This window comes from Enterococcus sp. AZ089, assembly GCF_050547225.1.
GTDB classification, from domain to species: Bacteria; Bacillota; Bacilli; order Lactobacillales; family Enterococcaceae; genus Enterococcus_D; species Enterococcus_D entomosocium.
The window spans coordinates 3563487-3581744 of the sequence record NZ_CP172954.1; the positions used below are offsets into that span (position 1 = coordinate 3563487).

The 18258-nt window shown below is 39.4% G+C and carries 15 protein-coding genes; 3 read left to right on the plus strand and 12 right to left on the minus strand.

Annotated features, from left to right (window positions below; genetic code table 11):
- The first annotated feature begins 288 nt into the window (after nt 1-288).
- Genes IGJ01_RS16585 through IGJ01_RS16595 form a run of 3 tightly spaced genes read left to right on the plus strand, consistent with a single transcriptional unit; the run spans nt 289 to nt 2227 of the window.
- Nucleotides 289-624 carry an ArsR/SmtB family transcription factor gene (locus IGJ01_RS16585; protein ID WP_194188594.1) on the plus strand — a complete coding sequence of 112 codons (336 nt, stop codon included), beginning with the start codon at nt 289-291 and terminating at the stop codon, nt 622-624.
- Nucleotides 621-1313: a type 1 glutamine amidotransferase domain-containing protein gene (locus IGJ01_RS16590; RefSeq protein WP_016621151.1), complete on the plus strand. Its 693-nt coding sequence runs from the start codon at nt 621-623 to the stop codon at nt 1311-1313. Before IGJ01_RS16585 ends, IGJ01_RS16590 begins: the two co-directional genes overlap by 4 nt.
- Nucleotides 1298-2227, plus strand: coding sequence for an NAD-dependent epimerase/dehydratase family protein (locus IGJ01_RS16595; RefSeq protein ID WP_430601261.1), 930 nt, complete (start codon nt 1298-1300; stop codon nt 2225-2227). The genes IGJ01_RS16590 and IGJ01_RS16595 overlap by 16 nt, the downstream gene beginning before the upstream one ends.
- Nucleotides 2228-2731: 504 nt before the next feature.
- Here the strand turns inward: IGJ01_RS16595 and IGJ01_RS16600 are convergent.
- The 12 genes from IGJ01_RS16600 to IGJ01_RS16655 form a co-directional block, all read right to left on the minus strand.
- Nucleotides 2732-3601, minus strand: coding sequence for an ROK family protein (locus IGJ01_RS16600; RefSeq protein WP_034878228.1), 870 nt, complete (start codon nt 3599-3601; stop codon nt 2732-2734).
- A 51-nt stretch (nt 3602-3652) separates the two neighbouring features.
- Entirely contained in the window at nt 3653-4645 is a 993-nt protein-coding gene (locus IGJ01_RS16605; protein WP_008381799.1) for a LacI family DNA-binding transcriptional regulator, read from the minus strand.
- A 175-nt stretch (nt 4646-4820) separates the two neighbouring features.
- Nucleotides 4821-6305, minus strand: a complete 1485-nt coding sequence (locus IGJ01_RS16610) for a glycoside hydrolase family 32 protein (RefSeq protein ID WP_144809470.1) — start codon at nt 6303-6305, stop codon at nt 4821-4823.
- Nucleotides 6306-7913, minus strand: coding sequence for an ABC transporter substrate-binding protein (locus IGJ01_RS16615; RefSeq protein WP_010729375.1), 1608 nt, complete (start codon nt 7911-7913; stop codon nt 6306-6308).
- Between the two features lie 48 nt (nt 7914-7961).
- Nucleotides 7962-8846 carry a carbohydrate ABC transporter permease gene (locus IGJ01_RS16620; RefSeq protein WP_005230433.1) on the minus strand — a complete coding sequence of 295 codons (885 nt, stop codon included), beginning with the start codon at nt 8844-8846 and terminating at the stop codon, nt 7962-7964.
- A 15-nt stretch (nt 8847-8861) separates the two neighbouring features.
- Complete coding sequence (locus tag IGJ01_RS16625) at nt 8862-9854, minus strand: ABC transporter permease (RefSeq protein ID WP_005233042.1); 993 nt, start codon at nt 9852-9854, stop codon at nt 8862-8864.
- Nucleotides 9855-10466: 612 nt separating this feature from the next.
- Nucleotides 10467-12101: a glycoside hydrolase family 43 protein gene (locus IGJ01_RS16630; protein ID WP_430601262.1), complete on the minus strand. Its 1635-nt coding sequence runs from the start codon at nt 12099-12101 to the stop codon at nt 10467-10469.
- 27 nt (nt 12102-12128) lie between these two features.
- Nucleotides 12129-12845, minus strand: a complete 717-nt coding sequence (locus IGJ01_RS16635; RefSeq protein WP_430601263.1) for a hypothetical protein — start codon at nt 12843-12845, stop codon at nt 12129-12131.
- A 9-nt stretch (nt 12846-12854) separates the two neighbouring features.
- Nucleotides 12855-13730 (minus strand): carbohydrate ABC transporter permease, encoded by an 876-nt coding sequence (locus tag IGJ01_RS16640; protein ID WP_101699545.1) that lies wholly within the window; start codon nt 13728-13730, stop codon nt 12855-12857.
- Nucleotides 13731-14615 carry a carbohydrate ABC transporter permease gene (locus IGJ01_RS16645; protein ID WP_016621141.1) on the minus strand — a complete coding sequence of 295 codons (885 nt, stop codon included), beginning with the start codon at nt 14613-14615 and terminating at the stop codon, nt 13731-13733.
- 91 nt (nt 14616-14706) lie between these two features.
- The gene (locus tag IGJ01_RS16650) at nt 14707-16032 is read right to left on the minus strand and encodes an ABC transporter substrate-binding protein (protein WP_430601264.1); all 1326 of its coding nucleotides are present in this window, start codon (nt 16030-16032) and stop codon (nt 14707-14709) included.
- Between the two features lie 138 nt (nt 16033-16170).
- Nucleotides 16171-18129, minus strand: a complete 1959-nt coding sequence (locus IGJ01_RS16655; RefSeq protein ID WP_430601265.1) for an alpha-glucuronidase — start codon at nt 18127-18129, stop codon at nt 16171-16173.
- Between the last annotated feature and the right edge of the window lie 129 nt (nt 18130-18258).

Consider the following 18258-nt stretch of genomic DNA (forward strand, 5'->3'; position numbering starts at 1 on the left):
CCTCATATCTCACTACGTCTTTTGTCTAGATGTTACATACATAACACAACAACAAAAAATGAGCAAGACACGGCTCTTAATCACTTCATAAAAAAATAAGCTGCTTCTAAACACAAAAAAGGATCAAATGCTCTTATGCTTTTCCATTATTATCTATTTGCTTACAGAACATTCTAATCTCCTTAGCGATGGTGGAGAAAAGGAATGTTCTCGAGCTTCTTTCATTGCAAAAATCTCCTTTAAATGGTTTAATGGTTTAAACTTTTAAACGATAATGGAGAGACAATTATGATAGATTATGCCAATCTGCAACAAGATTTTTCTGAATTAAGTAATTTTTTAATCGCGCTAGGTGACAAAAAAAGACAAGCTATCATCATTCGGTTGCTAGAAGCGGAAAATTGTGCTGGCTTACAGGTCACTTCCTTATTAGAGGCCACCAATTTATCTAGACCCGCCATTTCACATCATTTGAAAATCTTGAAAGAAGCCAAAATCGTGAATTTCAGGCAAGAAGGAACAAAAAATTATTACTATCTCGATCATGAGCAAACAGAAATAAAAAAACTCCAATCCTTTTTAACGAAAGTCATTCACATTATGAACGAGAGGGACCATTTATGAAGAAAGTATTAGTTGTTGAAACAAACATTCAAAAATATGCTGGCACGAACGAGGCTACCGGACTTTGGTTAGGAGAAAGTGCCGAGTTTCTAGATGAAGTCTATCAACAAGGGATTGATGTTGATTTCGTAAGTCCATTAGGAGGCTTTGTTCCTCTAGATCCAAGAAGCATGAAATATATAGATCAAGCCATTATGAACATTTATCTGGAAGAAAATTTCATTCAAAACGGCTTGATTCAAACGAAAAAACCCGCAGAAGTAAATCCAAATGACTACCATGCGATTTATTTTACCGGAGGGCATGGTGTCATGTGGGATTTTCCTGATAATAAAGAGCTGCAAGAACTCGCTTTAGCCATTTATGAAAACAATGGGTATATTTTATCTGTTTGCCACGGAATCGCTGGTTTACTAAATATAAAAGATAGAGAAGGAAGCTTTTTGATTTCTGGAAAAAAAATCACAGGATTTACGAAAACCGAAGAATTTCTCGCCGGGAAAATGAACAAAGTTCCTTTCTTTAATCAAACCGCCGCAGAAGAAAGAAACGCTCAATTCAAAAAAAGACGCTTTTATAAAGCATTTGCCCTAAAAGATGGGCGGATCATCACTGGCCAAAATCCTTTTTCTGTACGTGCTGTAGCAAAACTATATCTTGAGGAGGTACAGTCATGCAAACAATTTTAGGAAGCAATGGACAAATCGGCTATGAACTAGCAAAAGAACTATACAAAAATTACACAAATGAGCTTCGGCTAGTTAGCCGGAAGCCTCAAAAAATCAATCCTACAGATCAGATCGTTTCCGCAGACTTGATGGACTTTTCGCAAACGAAAAAAGCGATTGAACATAGTGAGATTGTTTACTTCACTGTTGGGTTACCGATGGATGCAGAGCTGTGGGAAACCAATTTTATGAAAATCACAGAAAATGTCATCCGCGCTTGCCAAGAAGCACAGAGCAAACTGGTTTTTTTTGATAATACTTATATGTATCCAAAGGATCGTACACCCCAAAAGGAAGACACGCCATTTTTTCCAGCAGGCAGGAAGTCCCTCGTGCGCTCTAAAATGGCTCAATTGGTTTTATCCGAGATGGAAAGTGGCCGTTTAGATGCGGTGATTTGTCGAGCCCCAGAGTTTTACGGCCCAGGCAAGACCCAGAGCATTACTAATACACTCGTCTTAAACAATATAGTCCACAATGCTCCCGTCAAAATACCTGTCAATAAAGACACTTTACGCACACTTCTATGGACACCTGATGCTAGCCGAGCCATGGCCCTTATCGGTAATACGCCTAGTGCCTATGGCCAAACTTGGCATTTGCCCTGTGATACACCTCATAGTTTCCAAGACATGATCGATCTCGCCGAAAAAATTGAAGGCAAACCATTGAAATACCGCGTCATTCCTTTGTGGCAATTTAAACTTGCTAAGCTATTCAGTAAAAACGCGCACGAACTAAGTGAGTTATTACCTAGATACACGGTGGATAATCTTTTTGTCTCTGATAAATTCAAAAAGGCATTCCCTCATTTTAAGATCACAACGTTTGAAGAAGGCATTAGGCAGGTACTTGTTGAGAATAGGGCAGGATGACTGACAACACTTTATTAACCCCAATGAAGAGAATGACTGATGAGAAGCTACCCAGCTTTTAGTAAATCAAATTCAAAGAATATTCGCGTTAGTAGAAAGTTGAATTAGATATACTTATTTTACCGTTAGCAAAACCGTTCATTACACCGTCACTATTATTAATAAAAAGGATATTCATCCCACCCAAACACAATTAGAACAGGAATATAGAAAACCAATTAGGCATAGGCCTAATTGGCTTTAATAAGACATTCTGTTTCCTTTTTCTTTGCTCGGGCTAATAGAAAAAAACAGGCACTAAGAAGTAATTTTGAGGCAGCTAGACAACAATATAACTGAAGACGAGAACGAAAGAAAAAATTCTTATTTGCGACATTCGATTACGCAAAAAATATATATGAACATCTATTATTAGCCATCCTTTTTTCTAGCTCTCATTTTAGTTAACCTTTTTATCTATCCTAACTGCTATAAAAACTCTCTCACACGTTCTTTAACATGCTGCTATTGTTCCAACTTCTTTATTGCTAAAGCTAAGCAGCCGATCAAACCTGCATCGTCAGCAAGCATTGGAGTTAGTAGGTATTCTTCGAGAGTGGGCGTATCCACGTAGGAACCCATTTTTTCTTTAAACGCTTGGCGAATCAACTCGAGTAGTTGCGGCTGTTTCATTACACCCCCGCCTAAAATTATTACTTCCGGTGCATATAGTAACGTTGTGTTATACACACACTGAGCAAGATAATCTGCCTCAATCGTCCAATAAGGATGATCAAATGAAATGGTCTGGGCTTTTCTTCCAAAGCGCTTTTCAATCGCGGGTCCTGAGGCTAACCCTTCCAAACAATCATGATGAAAAGGACAGATTCCTTCAAATTGATCTTCATTATGACGTTGTAAGAGCATATGTCCCATTTCAGGATGACTGAAACCTGTGACTATTTTTCCATCGACTACAGCACCACCACCAACACCAGTACCAACGGTGTAATAAAGAACACTATTTTTACCTTTTCCATACCCTGCCATATATTCTCCATAACAAGCAGCATTTACATCGGTAGTCCAATAGATGGGAACCGACAAGGCGTTTTCCAAAGCTCCTACAAAATGATAATTTTGCCAAGCTAACTTCGGAGTGTTGGTGATATATCCGTAAGTTCTTGATTCGATTTGAATATCAATAGGCCCAAATGCTCCTACACCAATTGATGCGATATTTCCTTTGTACTTATCAAAGAAATCAAACACTTGCTTCATCGTTTCTTCTGGTGTTGTGGTAGGAAAACTTTTCCGTTCTATCACTTGTAATTGTTCGTTACCAATCCCACAGACAAACTTTGTTCCACCAGCTTCTATCCCGCCATATAACATTTTATCTACACCTTTCATTCACTCATTTTCAAAAAAAGAAACGTATTTGCACTAAGCAAAATCGTTTCTCACTAAAGATTTCGTTGTTCCACCTTCACCAAATTCAATCGGCAATACGGTACGTTTTTCTACTGTCTCTCCATTAATGACAGCAATTAATTTTGCCACTGCCACTTCCGCCATTTGCTTTGTAGGTTGGGCAATTGTTGAGACGAGATAAGGGTCTCCTTCTGTCATCTTTTGACCATCAAATCCGATAACTTGGACATCCTCTGGTACGTTTTTCCCTATTTTTTCAAGCATACCAATGACAGCTAATGCCATCGGATCGTTGATCGTAAAAATCCCATCGATATCGGGATTCTCTAACAAAAAATTTGTTACACGTTCTGAGAGATGGTCTAAAGGTTCTAACATATCTAACGCTTTATAGGAAATCCCCAGTTGACGGCACTCGATCTCAAAATATTTTCGACGACTCTTCGTTTCATTCGGTGTTTCTTGGTACCCACCGATATATGCTACATTCTGACATCCTCGGCGATAAAGTTCATTTGCAGCCAAACGTCCACCGGCCGCATTGTCAGCGGTCACATAAATCACCTCTTCAGTGAAATAACGGTCAATACTAACAAAAGGCAGATTACTCGAAATGTATTCATCGATATCTGAATAAGTAATTCCAATGATGCCGTCTACTTTATTTTGGCTGACCATCTGGATATATTCTTGTTCTTTTTCACTATTACCACTGGAGTTACACAAATAAAGCTTGTAGTTTTGTCTTTCTAATGCTGTTTCTACATGGTAGGCAAATTCGCCAAAAAATGGATGCCATACAGTGGGTAGAATCAAAGCAACCGTATTCGTATGCTTCATCTTTAACCCCCGGGCATAAAAATCTGGTTGATAGTTTAACTCTGTCATTGCTGCTTCAACTTTTTCTCTAGTAGAAGCTTTAACAGAGCCGTTATTCAATACCCGGGAAACAGTTCCTACTCCGACACCTGCTAATTTTGCGACATCTTTCATTGTTGCTTTCATAGTTGATCCCTCACATTTCTGCACAAGTTTAGTATAATGAATTTTGTCATAAATTACTAATTTTTTCAAAATACTAATAGCAAATCCATGGGAAATCTAGCTATCTGTTCTTTTCTAAAAAATTATCCTTCAAAACCTATTAAATAATTGATTCATCGCCTAAGCAATCAAACATTTATTTCACACTCGCTGTTTCAAAAGCTTGAATACGACTTTCTCCGATCGAATGAAACAAGATATCTCGAGCTTTTTCCAGCTCATAGAAAGTAGCCGTCATAACTTCTAACCCATTAATAAAGACTTCAACTGATGAGGTATCTCTAAAAATCTCAAGAACGAGCTGATTATCAATCAAAGGTACTTCAACTTTTCGGACATTCAGAGGGTCTTCTTCCGCCCCTGTAAGCTCTCTTCCTAGTTTCTGACGATCCAATTCAAAAACCTGTGTAGCAGTGTCATAGGCTAGTTTGAGACAATCCGTCTTAGACCGCAGTAATTCAATTGTAAAAACTTCTGCTTTCTCCAAATCTGCGACTAGATGTAAATATGAAGAATCCGACAGTGCGTTTCGAAATACGACTGATGTGTCAGTCACTGCGATATTTTCACTGCCTTGTTGATAAACTAAATGACTATATACAGTTGAGATGGGTTTTTGTACCAATCGATTTTTTTTCACTCTTAACTCTCGGGGCAAACTCATAGAGCCTGCCCAAAGATGGCCTAACTCATGTGTAGGCAATGTACGATCCCACATCTGCATCCAAGCAATCATCACCCGTCCACCATTAGGATCTGTTGTTGTTTGTGGTGCATAAAAATCCATTCCAAAATCCATTTCATGGAAATTATCAACTATCATCTGACCTGTTTCCCAGTCTACCTCACCAATACAAGCCATGGTAGAACTGATATTATGATATTCCAGTCCGTTCTTCTTGATTTGTATCGGTGACATGATTAAGACATCTCGTCCGTCTAAATGGAATAAATCAGGACATTCCCACATTATTCCTTGCTCTGAAGTCCCTTCTAGCAACACAGAGTAAAAGTGCCAAGTATACAAATCTGACGATTGAAACATCACTATTCTACCAGTAGACTGTGTAGACTTAGTAGCTACTACCATATAGTAAGCATCGTTGTGAACAATTACTTTAGGATCACGAAATTCTTGTATCAGCCCATTCTCACCTAGCTGTTTTTCTGCTACCACAGGATTACCACTGTATTTGCTAAAATGAATACCATCTTCAGAGACCGCCAAACATTGATGCTGATGGCTAATACCATCAATTTCTTGACAGCCTGTATAAAATAAATATAGTTTTCCGTCTCTTTCAATTGCACTTCCTGAGAAACACCCGCCGCTGTCATAAGGTTGATCTGGGGCTAACGCTACTGGTAGATCTTCCCAATGGACCAAATCACTACTGCGCGCATGCCCCCAATGCATGGGTCCCCATCGACTATCGTAAGGATAGTATTGATAGAAGAGATGGTAATGCCCTTTGTAATATATAAACCCATTGGGGTCATTTATCCACCCGATGGGTGCGGAAAAATGATAGTTTTGTCGATACTGAGGGTTAACTTTTCCTCGCATCATTTCAATAAATCGATTTGCTTTATCCAAAATCGCCGTTTCTTCTACTAACACTTATTGTGCTCCCTTCAAAAAATTATCATAGCCAGTTTGTTTTATTTGAATCCATTCTTCCAAACCTACACGTTCCAATTCAGCAAGGTATTCTTCCCATTCTTCATCGATTTTACCGCCGGTGATCCACTCTGCTCTTTTGCGATAGATGTAATCCCACATATCTGTTTCAATTTTTGCTAATCGATCTGTTTCTTCTTTTTCTAAAAAGACACGCGGATAGATATTGTCTTCTGTAATATATGGCAAATACGTGTCATGCATCAAATCTAAACGCCACTTCGCATCATCTGGCATAGTAGTGACTGTGCCGTAATAAGAATCAAGAACTGCTAATGGTCCTCCAGCTTCGGTTTTTTGTCTTAGTTCCCCCGGTGCTGTCCCCTCTAAAGGCAAATGTTTTAACATACCATCCTTTAATTCAAAAATATTCGCCTGTGCTTCATCACCGTAGGTTCCCCAGTTATTTTGGACAGACTGTAACGGTTCATACATTTTATCTATCCACCTAGCTGTAAGTTCCAAGTTTTTATTCGCACTAGTAATTACGAAACGATCTCTTGAGAAACCCATGCCATTCGTACGAGTAACGTGTTTCGTTCCATCTGGTCCCGCTAAGACTGGCAAGACGTCATAACTATCATCTGCACCCGTGATATTTGCTTTATCCCAAGTAAAGTACACGCCATACTTATGTTCTTTCCCTTTGGCAACATACGTATTCCAATCTTGTTCGAAAGCCTCTTTATCAATAAGACCTTTATTATTCATTTCATTGAAATATTTGATGGCTTCTTTATACCCTTCTTTGTTAGCAGTAAATTGTACCTGGCCATCGTTATCAACGACTAAGTGGTCATCATTATCACCTAGACCGAATGCCCCCATTAAAAATTTTAAGTCTTCGTTTCCTCCATTGTTAATAAAGCTAAAAGGAATTTCATCTGCTTCACCATTACCATTTGGATCTTGCGTCTTGAAAGCCTCCAACACAGTCATCAACTGATCAGTGGTTTGCGGCATTTCAAGACCCAAATTATCCAACCACTCCTTGTTGATCCAAGCCATCCCATTTACTGTATGAATCGACTCTTTTCCTTCGCCTAATTCTTCAATCCAAGGCATAGAGTAAATGTGACCATCAGGTGCAGTAGACATTTGTCGGTATTCGGGGTTTTCATCAAAAATTTTCTTCAGATTTGGCATATAATCTTCGATCAAATCTTCAATCGGTACAATAACACCACTTTCCGCCCAGTTTAATAAATCATAGTCACCTGCAGCGGCGTTGAAGATGGCATCTGGTAAATCACCACTAGCGATATCCAAATTTCTTTTTTCGGCAAAATCACTACTGTAGTTTGTCCAATCAATATGGAGATTGGTCTCTTCTTCTAATCGTTGGAAAATCAATTTGTCATTAGGATCATTGGGAGCCAAAGGGGCACTTTGAGACATCATTTTTAAAGATACTTTTTCTTTCAATGGAAAAGAGACATTTTCTAGTTCATAATCAGGGCTTGATTTACTCTTTTCTTTTGAGCCTCCACAAGCCCCCAAAATTAGTACGGAAGTAAAAACGATTGGCAGCATCCATTTTGCTTTCATCTTAAAATCTCCTTTATAATTTTTATTCATACAAATAGTGAACAATACTTACCCTTTAACAGAACCAACTAAAACACCTTTATCAAAATATTTTTGGAAGAAAGGATACATTATGATTAATGGCAGACTAGAAATGACGATCGTTGCGTATTTGATCAACTCAGCAATTTGTTTCATTTCTGCCATGGCAGTATTGGCTCCCACCATGTCTTGTGAAGGTTGGTTTTGGATCAAAATATTTCTTAATACGAGTTGCAACGGCTGTAAGTCGGGATCTTTGATGTAAATCATGGCATCAAAATATGAGTTCCATTGCCCAACAAAGGCATATAAAAACAATACGAACATAATTGGTTTAGCTAATGGAAGCATGACTTTGAACAGTATTTGCAAGTCATTAGCGCCATCGATAGTAGCAGCTTCAGAAAGTTCTTTTGGCAAAGCACTAAAATAGGTACGGGCTAAGATAATATTCCACACATTTATAGCACCTGGTACGATAATCGCCCATACACTATCTAACATGCCCAAGTTCTTTACCAATAAATAGGTAGGTATCAAGCCGCCACCCACGAACATTGTAATGACAAAAAAAGTCATAATAATCTTTTTCCCCGCCAAGTTAGGTCGAGACAAAGGATACGCAGTGATCATCGTAATAAATACAGTCAATAAGCTGAAGCTAAAAGAGTAAAACAACGAATTTACAAAACCGCGTAAAATGGAATCATCTGCAAATACCCGTTGATATCCTTGTATTGTCCAATCTTTCGGATTGAAGCTTATACCTTTATTGATCAAAGTAGCTGGGTCCATAAAAGAAGCTACCAGTACATAAATCAGCGGAACAATGGTGATGACGACTAAAAAAGTTACAATCACTCGATTCAACCATAAGATTTGACGGTCGATTTTTGATAAAGCACTATTCATAATTTTCTCCTTTCATTACAAGCCTTGACCATCGTTTAGCCGCTTGGTTATATTGTTGACAATCAGTAATAAAACGACATTAATAATCATATTGAACAGACCAACAGCAGCAGAGTAGGCATAATCACCTGATTGCAAGCCGACTTTGTATACATAAGTGGAAATGATTTCTGAGGCAGGGATGTTCATTGAAGTTTGCATCAAGTAGGCTTTTTCATATCCTACATTCATAATACCGCCGGCGGCCAAGATGAAGCTGATCACCATCACAGGCCTCAATGCAGGCAAATCGATATGCCAAATCTTTTGTAAAATATTTGCCCCATCGATATTTGCTGCCTCATATAAATCGGTACTGACTCCCGCCAGCGTCGCGGTGTAAAGAATGGATGACCAGCCGATTCCTTGCCAAATTCCCGATAAAATATAAATCGTTCTGAAATAAGCTGGATTAGACATGAACATAATTGGTTGCCCCGTAACCTTTTCTACTAACCCATTAATAGGTCCATTTGCGGATAGGAACAAAAACAGCATCCCCACGATAATAACTACTGAGATAAAATTCGGCGCATATAGAATCAACTGGATTTTCTGTTTTATTTTTTTATTGATAATTTGATTCAAGCTCAGTGCTAAAATAATTGGTGGAAAAAAACCTAACAATAAACCATAAATGCTAATTTTTAATGTGTTGCTCAGCAAAAGCGTAAAATTTGGTGAACTGATAAATTCCCTAAAGTGATCTAGTCCTACCCAAGGACTTTCCAAAATTCCTAGCATAGGATTATAGTCTTTAAATGCAATCACAGCACCGTACATTGGCACATACTTAAAGATAAACGTCATGATGATACCTGGTAAGAGCAACAAGTACATCCACTTATCACGCCGCAACTGTTTCTTTAATTTTTCCCACTTCGAGATATTTTTTTTATCCCGTTGTACCGCCCTTATCTCACCACCTGGTCCCAATGTCTTTTCCAATTCAATCTCCTCCCAATACATTTTAGAAACGTTTCCATTTTCGTCTAAAAAAAATAAAAATTTAACGAAGATGTATTTTGGAAACGTTCCCACTATTTTCGTTTATAGATTACCATAGCCATTTTTTTAAGTCAATATTTTTTTGTAATTATTCTTTCACCCACACTAAGCTTCCTTCAATTCATTTATGGTTTTCGAAAATTGTTAAAAAATAAGGATCTCGATTATTTCATTAATCCTATTTTTCTCTACTTTTCTAGCATTCTTCTTTTATGAATTTACTTATCACAACTTGCATTCCCTAATCTCTTTTCTAACAATCATTCACTGTTTAACCGTTCCAATCGGAAGATTATCTAGTTAATTATTTAAAAATAGCTCGGATTCACATTTATTTTTTGCTTTTTAACTAACTAAAAGCGAAAAGATAAGAGTTAGATATGTAAATGTATATAAGGTTAGGAGCTGTTAGATGAGCTTTATAGGGGAATCTTGGACAAGTAAGGTCGCCAATCAAAATTTAAAAAATGTGTAGCACCTAAGAGTATTCACTTTTTCATCCGCCAACTGAAAGAAATTAGCGAAAAAGAGTAAACTTACAAAAAATGAGTTTACTCTAGATCAATATAATAATTAACTGCGCCCTTCCTCATCCATCTCTCGATAATCAAATTCATAAAACACAGCTTTTGTGTCATAGCCTGCATAGTCAACCGCTGCTAGTCCGACAAATGCTCCGGTGAAGAAGCCGCCGCAAGTTTGTAATACATAATCATCCGATAGAATAGCAGAATCAAATTCGATTGGTAAATCTTGCCATGTTTCTCCATCAAAGGAATAGGCATATCTATAGGTCTGCTTGCGGACTTTTGTTTTGAACCATAGAAAATCCACAGCATCTGGAATGGTAATCGCATTTTCTCTTAAGTAGGACGTATAGGTTCCTTGATTGTTTTCAGCTACTTCAATTACTTTTCCATTTTCTTCATTCCAAGTGATAAAAATGAAGGACCAGTGTTGGTCATTATAGTAATTGGTTAGTCCTGCCATTTGTTGGTAAGAAAATGGATCAAATTTTACTTTTGTTATTGCATCAAAATAAAAGGTTTGCCAACGGCGTGCGATCATTGAAAGATCATGATGATTTGTTAAGCTTCCTTTTCCAATTAGTTCTAGTTTCCCATCGCCTACACTGCCCATTTCTGCTGAAAATGGTACACGAAGGGTCTGCCAGTTTTTATTTAGCTGCTTCTCACTAAAGTCATCATAATGAGAGCGGCTACTCAAAACTTCGGTAGGTGCTGCATCTTTAGGAGCCTCCACGCTTGTTTGTCCCCCATGTCCACCAACGATTCTTGGCCAGTCTTCAGAATCCCATTCAACTTTTTGAATGGCAGTCTCACGTCCTAAAGTTGACCATCCGCGAGGATTTGTCACCGACTCGTTTTCTCGATGTAAGGGTCTGGCACATAGTGATGCATAGTACCATTCGCCTGAAGGAGTAGACACAAGCGCCCCATGTCCTTGCTTTTGCAAGTATGAATGAGGCGTATCGTAATTGGTTAGAAACGGTCCATGAGGATCGGTCTCGAACGAATCAGCTTCCAGTGAAGAGGACCTAGCTACGACTTCTTGATGGGTAAAGACAGTTCCACCTTCTGCCACAAATAAATAGTAACGCCCATTTATTTTGTATAGATGCGGTCCTTCAACTAATCCTACATTCGTTCCTTCATAAATCATTCGAGCAGTTTCTGGTTTCAACTGCATGGTTTCTACATCAAATTCGGTCAGTGTAATGCCATTGAAAGGATTTTTATACTCTCGATGATCCCACGTCTGTTGCACGAGGTATTTTCTGCCATCCTCATCATGAAACAGAGAGGGATCAAAGCCAACGCCATTCAATCGAATCGGTGTAGTCCACGGTCCATGGATATTCGTTGCGGTAGTCAAATAGTTGGTCATGTCCTTAAATGACCCATCCACAACTTTGACGTCGGTAAACACCAACCAAAATTTATTGTCTGCATAGGATAAATCTGGTGCCCATATTCCACCAGACGACGGATTTCCCTTCATGTCTAGCATCTCTACTGAATCGAGAGGAGCATCCAGCAGTTTCCAATGGACCAAATCTTTTGATTCGTGCAAACGAATCCCAGGGAACCATTCGAACGTTGAATTAGCTATATAGTACGTATCTCCTACTCGGATGATGGACGGATCAGGATGAAAGCCGGATAAGACAGGATTTTTTATTTTCATAGGAACACCTCTTTTTTTAAATTTAAGCTACAGTTTTTGATTAGTATTCATTTCAAGCCGTTCGCCCTTGTTGCCCCACTCCTCAAAAAACAAATCAAGTGAAAATCGTCGAATCAAATTACGATACACACCGTAATTGATTACACCACTAAGAAAACAAAGATACGCCAAAGAGAAATACTGCATTAAGAAAATTGACAGTCCAATAAATGCACTATTATAAACAGTGACTGAAGGCAATCGGTAGCTTATCAGCAATGACCATTCTATTTTCTTCTTAAATGGGATTTGAGTGACGCGGAAATCGCTTGAGATCAGTAAGACAAAGAGCATACTGCTTAATAAAAAACAGCTCGTAAGGACAAATGGCAAAAACATAACAGATCGTTGATATAATATCAGTATTTTCAGTCCAAAGAGGATCAAGAGAATGATCATAGAATACAAGATATATAATCCCCAGTTTTTCTTCAAGCATTCTCGATAGTACTGAAAATAGTTCTTTGTACTCGATAAATGCTCTGGGTTGTTAAATAAGCCGAATTGAGCGGACAGACTTGCAATAAAAAAAACTAGGGGTACCCAAAAGAAGACAATATTATTCAGAGTCAATCGAAGAAAAAACAAGTGCATCAGGAGTAAACTATTCGACAGGATGAAATACAGCTGATAAACCAAAAGCCGATAGGCTGAGTGGACGATGGCAACAGTCCACTCAGAAATAGCGTGAAAGAAAGGATTCATACTTACCTCCTATCCTTTGATACCCGAACTTGTGACGCCTTCGACAAAATACTTTTGCGCGCTGAAGAATAAGATGATTGCTGGCAACAATGAGATCACCGACATTGCAAACACTTGATTCCATGGGGTATTAGTAGATGGGTCAACGTTGAGCCGCAACGCAAGAGATACTGGGAATTTGTCTTGTGAAGTGATATAAATCAATGGACCTAAGAAATCACTGAAACTCCAAACGAATTGAAAAATCACACAAGAAATCAGTGCAGGTTTTAATGCCGGAATCAGAACACGCCAGAGAACACCGAAAGAAGAACAACCGTCAACGATCGCTGCTTCATCGAGATCCCGTGGAATTGAACGCATAAACTGGATCATCATGAACACGAAGAAAGGTTCTTGTCCTAAAAATGAATTGGCCAGTAACGGAACATACGTATCTAATAGATCCAAGCGATTCCAGAAGAGATACAAGGGGATTCTGGTTACGACTTGAGGTAAAAACATCGTTGCCATTAACAACGAGAACATGATTTTCTTGAATGGAAAGTCAAACCGAGCAAATCCATAGGCTGTAAGAGTCGCCGAGACAACGGTAAAAAGAATCTTTGGAATGACGTATTTAAAGGTATTGATAAAATACAAGGTGAACGTATAATCGCCCTTGGTGTTCCAACCATCAATATATGCTTGGAAATCAATCGTTGAAGGAATGAAGCCGATTGATGTGAAAATCTCTGTGTTCGTTTTGAAGGACGCTCCAACCATCCAAATAATTGGATACAGCATAATCAGTGCAACGACCGTCAACAAAACATAGCGAATCAGTGCTTGACCATGCTTATTCGAGTGCTTCTTTTTTGCAGATGCTACAGGGGTTGCCTCCATTTATTTCCCACCTCCATCAGAATAATAGACCCATCGTTTTTGGCTCGTGAAAAGAAGAACCGTTGAACAAACAATCAACGCAAACAACACCCAACTTGCCGCACTTGCGTAGCCCATATCAAATTCTTTAAATGCTTTATCATAAATAAACATCGAGGACAGATACGTGGCATTGAGGGGACCACGACCGGTGACAATAAAAGGACCGTTAAATTCTTGAAAGGCATTGTTTAGCTGCATCACTAAGTTGAAAAAAATGGTTGGTGTGATCAAAGGAATCGTAATTTTGAAGAACTGGGTCACCCTTGATGCGCCGTCCAAACTCGAGGACTCATATAAATCCTGGGGGATTTCCTTCAATGCAGCTAAGAAAATCAACATTGAGGAACCAAATTGCCACACTTTCAAGAGAATCAAGACGACCATTGCGCCTGTAGGTGTCGATAACCAGTTAATTGGCTCGATGCCAACGGTTCCTAGAAAAATATTCACCAAACCTTCTGGTTGAAACATTGATCGCCAAAGCACACCAACGGCCACGTTTCCTCCTAGAATCGAGGGAATATAATACGCCGTCCGATAGAAATTGATGGCTTTTAATTTGAAATTCAGAATAAACGCAACGAACAACGCAAACCCTAGTTGAAAAGGCACAGTGAACACCGTATAAATCAGTGTCGCCCGCATCGAATCAAGAAACGTTTGATCCTTAAAGAGATTCACATAATTTTGGATGCCTAAAAATGCAGGTGTCTGTCCGACACGAGCCAAAGAATAATCGGTCAGTGAGTAATAAAATGAGGACAAGATCGGCCAAGCGGTCAGCAGTAAAAAGCCAATCAGCCAAGGCGTTACATAGATCAAGCCCACTTTTTCCTTTTTCATAAAATCCCTCCCATCTTTTTGACAACGATTCACGACACTTCATGGAAGCAAACAAAAGCCATTCACCCCCATAAAGTATGCGGATAGTTGCCTATTGCAATTTATAGTCTTTCGCAAGCTTTTCGGCTTGTTCTTTTGTTTTCGTGTAGACGTTGCGAGCAGCTGTTTCTAAATCCGTTCGTCCTAATTCGACAGCTTCCATTTCTGCAGTGTAAATAGTCGTTAAGGTACCATCTTCATAGAACGGTGTTTGGTTGATTTTTGCGACACTTTGGGCGTACTCAAAGCCTTCTTTCATCACGCCTAATAATTGTCCATCTTCCGTCAATACTTCGATCGCTTTGCTTGAAGCAGGAATCCCTCTGGAAAGACCCAAAATTTTATTTGCTTCCTCGCCATTTAAAAATTCATTTAGAAATGTTCCTACTTCTTCTGGATATTCAACATTTTTCCGAACGGCAAAAAGGAGTGAAGGTTTTGACATTAAATTCACCTCGGTGCCGCCTTCTGCGATTGGGTAGTCAACGACGACCATTTCATCCCCTACTTCTTTCAATGCTTCATAATTAGAAGACATACTGGCATTCCAATCGATGCCACCCGCATATTGTCCTTCAATCCACTTTTTGTTGGTGGCTAAGGATACAGGTTCCGAGCCGACATTTTCTAAATAATCTTGTCTTGAAACGAAGACCCCAGCATCTGCCATTTCCTTATACCAAGTCATCGCTTCTAAATAGTTTTGTTCTGTCCAGTTCATATTTCCCTGTTCATCAAACTCAGACGTTCCAGTCTTTTGTTGCAACCAAATGGTTACCGGAAAACGCCAAGTTGGGGATACGACACAAAAGGTCCCTTCTGGTAACTTCTTAGCGGCTTCCACATAATCGTCCCACGTCTTCAACGTAGTGACATCAATACCATGTCTTTCATATTCGGATTTGTTTAAATACATAACTAAAGTATTTTCCCCATAAGGAACGGCAACCTGCTTTCCATCAACTTGTCCGAATGCCAAAAAATCAGGATCATAGGTGGACAGATCCAAACTATCGATTGTATTAAGATCATAAAACCCGTCATTTTGCCCGAATTGCGGCACCCAATTGTAGAGTAAAGTCGTGATATCCGCCAAAGTATTGCCAGCATACCTCGTCGTGAAGGCTTGATCCAAATCGCCAAAGCCGCTCGGCTCTCCTTTTACTGAAATTTCAGGATGCTCCTTTTCAAAATGAGCGATCATTTCCTGGGTTGCCTGATGACGATCATCATTTCCCCACCAACTAAAGCTGATTTCTACTCGATCACCACTCCCCGTTGTCTCAGTCTTTTTTCTCCCAGCATTGCATCCAGCCAACACCAGTGATACCGAAAGCAAAGAACCTACCACTATCAATTGTTTTTTCCATTTTTTCATCACTCTTCCTCCTGATTCGTTTTAGTAAGTTGGATAAACTAACTTATATTACAAAAAATTTATCTCTGGTTGAAATCTTTTTTCTTAGTGATCTAAACGAGCTATTTCTTCTTTGAAACCTAGCACTTATTTCTCTTTTTACGCATAAATTTGACGTCCATGTGCATCTGGAATGCCGCCTTTACGATAAAAATACGTGTTGATTTGATCCCGCCAATCTCTAGCAGAACGAACTTGTTCTTGCAATCGTTCGGCGACGTTTTGATAACTTTCTTCATCGATTTGTCCCTGTAAGGAAGCCCACTCGGTAACATATTCCTCTACTTTTTCATAGCCTTCGAAATGCGTGTCATAGATGTGTTGAATGATCGTTTTGCCGCTTTGTAAGACATGGTCGTATGGCAGATGGTGGAAAAATAACACAAGTTCATCTGGGCAAGTTTCTACATTTTCGTATGTTTCACACCAAGCATCCGCATACTGCCTTACATAGCCGGTGCCGTCTTTTAACGTTCGATTGACGCCAATGCCCTTTCTATCTGCAAAGTGATACGTCCCCCATCTATCATATTCGTAGCCATCGACATCAGGCCCATAGTGATGATTGGGACGAACCATAAAACCGATACCTAGTGGGGCAGTATAATTTTCATAGGTCTGATAGGACGTAGCGAGGATTGCAAGTAGTCGTTTTTTTGCAGAATCATCTAATTCAAAGGACAAATCGATCCATTCGCAAAGGATAGCTTCTGTGCTTAATTCATTGTTCCAAATCAATCTGCCATAGCCAAAAAGGTTCGCTTGCGCTAGCTTGTGTCCGGTCCAATTATCATCCATGCCGACATTGACGACTGCTGCCACGCCAGAATATTTAGGATTTGGACTTTGCTCTGGGAGAATCTTCTTTACTGTGGCGTGTTCAAGTGGATGCTTCGTATCAAAATCTAACACATCTTTCCACATCGGTAGTAAGCAGCAAATGTGCTTTTGTTGTCCGGTATACTCTTGCGTCACTTGGAATTCCAACATTTGATTGGTGTGTTTTAACGCGCCAAAAAGCGGCGTCACGGGTTCCCGTACTTGAAAATCAATCGGTCCATTTTTAATCTGTAAAATAACATTTTCCTCAAACGTACCGTCTAATTTCATGAAGTGGTCGTAGGCAGCTTTGGCACGATCAATTGAGCGATCTCGCCAATCCTGTGAACAGTCATAAACAAAGCAGCGCCATATCAGTAGTCCTCCATAGGGTTGCAACGCTCGTGCCAGCATATTGGCACCATCATTATGGTCACGCCCATATACAAACGGTCCCGGTTCCCCTTCAGAATCGGCTTTGACTACAAACCCACCAAAATCCGGCATCACTTGATAGATTGTATCTGCTGTTTTTTGCCAAAACGCAATAACTTCCTCAGCTAACGGGTCGGCGGTCGTTAGTCCTCCAACGGATATAGGTGCCGCAAAGTTGATACTTAAAAACGTCCGAATCCCATAGGCAGCGAATGTATCTGCGATCTTTTTAATCTCAATCAAATACGGTTCCGTAATAAACCATTTGGCATCTCCGCGAACATTCACGTTATTGATAGAAACCGCATTCATTCCGATGGAAGCTAAGAAACGCGCATAGTCGCGTACCGTTTCATGGTCTTGCCGAAACTGATTGTTTGAAAAGAAAATCGATTCTCCAGCGTACCCACGTTCGATCGTCCCATCAAAATTATCCCAATGATTGACCATACGAATGGCTTGATTGGGAATCGACCTCAGATTTTCTGGCAACTCAGTGGTTCGAATCACATGCTTGTAAAGTTCAAAGAAGCCATATAACCAGCCTTTACTAGCATTCGCATAAACGACTGTCTGATTGTGCTCATAACTGATTTCAAATCCTTCATCCCCAAGCAGCGCATCCGTTGCCTTTTTAAAATATAACTCTGCATTTGCCTCTTCCACACAGCGGCACATTGGAAATAATGTCTGCATCTCTCGTTTGATCGTATCCGTCAATTGGTCCGACTGCTCGAAACTATATGTCGAAACTACATCAGTTGCTACACGCTTTTTTAGCCAACACTCGTCTTTCTTTCTCATTTCTTCATCCCCTCTTTTATCTAAAAAATCCCTTCCGGCAGTTTCCAAGCAACTTCACTTTCTATGTGAATCCCTCCTTAAATCTTTTTGATAGACGAATAGAAGTTCACTCAATTACTCAATTTCTTA

Coding starts and splice junctions, on each gene's coding strand:
- IGJ01_RS16620 (WP_005230433.1), bottom strand. CDS start 8,846: ATGAATAGTGCTTTATCAAAAATCGACCGTCAAATCTTATGGTTGAAT.
- IGJ01_RS16655 (WP_430601265.1), bottom strand. CDS start 18,129: ATGAGAAAGAAAGACGAGTGTTGGCTAAAAAAGCGTGTAGCAACTGAT.
- IGJ01_RS16585 (WP_194188594.1), top strand. CDS start 289: ATGATAGATTATGCCAATCTGCAACAAGATTTTTCTGAATTAAGTAAT.
- IGJ01_RS16605 (WP_008381799.1), bottom strand. CDS start 4,645: ATGAAAGCAACAATGAAAGATGTCGCAAAATTAGCAGGTGTCGGAGTA.
- IGJ01_RS16640 (WP_101699545.1), bottom strand. CDS start 13,730: ATGGAGGCAACCCCTGTAGCATCTGCAAAAAAGAAGCACTCGAATAAG.
- IGJ01_RS16630 (WP_430601262.1), bottom strand. CDS start 12,101: ATGAAAATAAAAAATCCTGTCTTATCCGGCTTTCATCCTGATCCGTCC.
- IGJ01_RS16595 (WP_430601261.1), top strand. CDS start 1,298: ATGCAAACAATTTTAGGAAGCAATGGACAAATCGGCTATGAACTAGCA.
- IGJ01_RS16615 (WP_010729375.1), bottom strand. CDS start 7,913: ATGAAAGCAAAATGGATGCTGCCAATCGTTTTTACTTCCGTACTAATT.
- IGJ01_RS16635 (WP_430601263.1), bottom strand. CDS start 12,845: ATGAATCCTTTCTTTCACGCTATTTCTGAGTGGACTGTTGCCATCGTC.
- IGJ01_RS16625 (WP_005233042.1), bottom strand. CDS start 9,854: ATGTATTGGGAGGAGATTGAATTGGAAAAGACATTGGGACCAGGTGGT.
- IGJ01_RS16645 (WP_016621141.1), bottom strand. CDS start 14,615: ATGAAAAAGGAAAAAGTGGGCTTGATCTATGTAACGCCTTGGCTGATT.
- IGJ01_RS16600 (WP_034878228.1), bottom strand. CDS start 3,601: ATGTTATATGGCGGGATAGAAGCTGGTGGAACAAAGTTTGTCTGTGGG.
- IGJ01_RS16590 (WP_016621151.1), top strand. CDS start 621: ATGAAGAAAGTATTAGTTGTTGAAACAAACATTCAAAAATATGCTGGC.
- IGJ01_RS16650 (WP_430601264.1), bottom strand. CDS start 16,032: ATGAAAAAATGGAAAAAACAATTGATAGTGGTAGGTTCTTTGCTTTCG.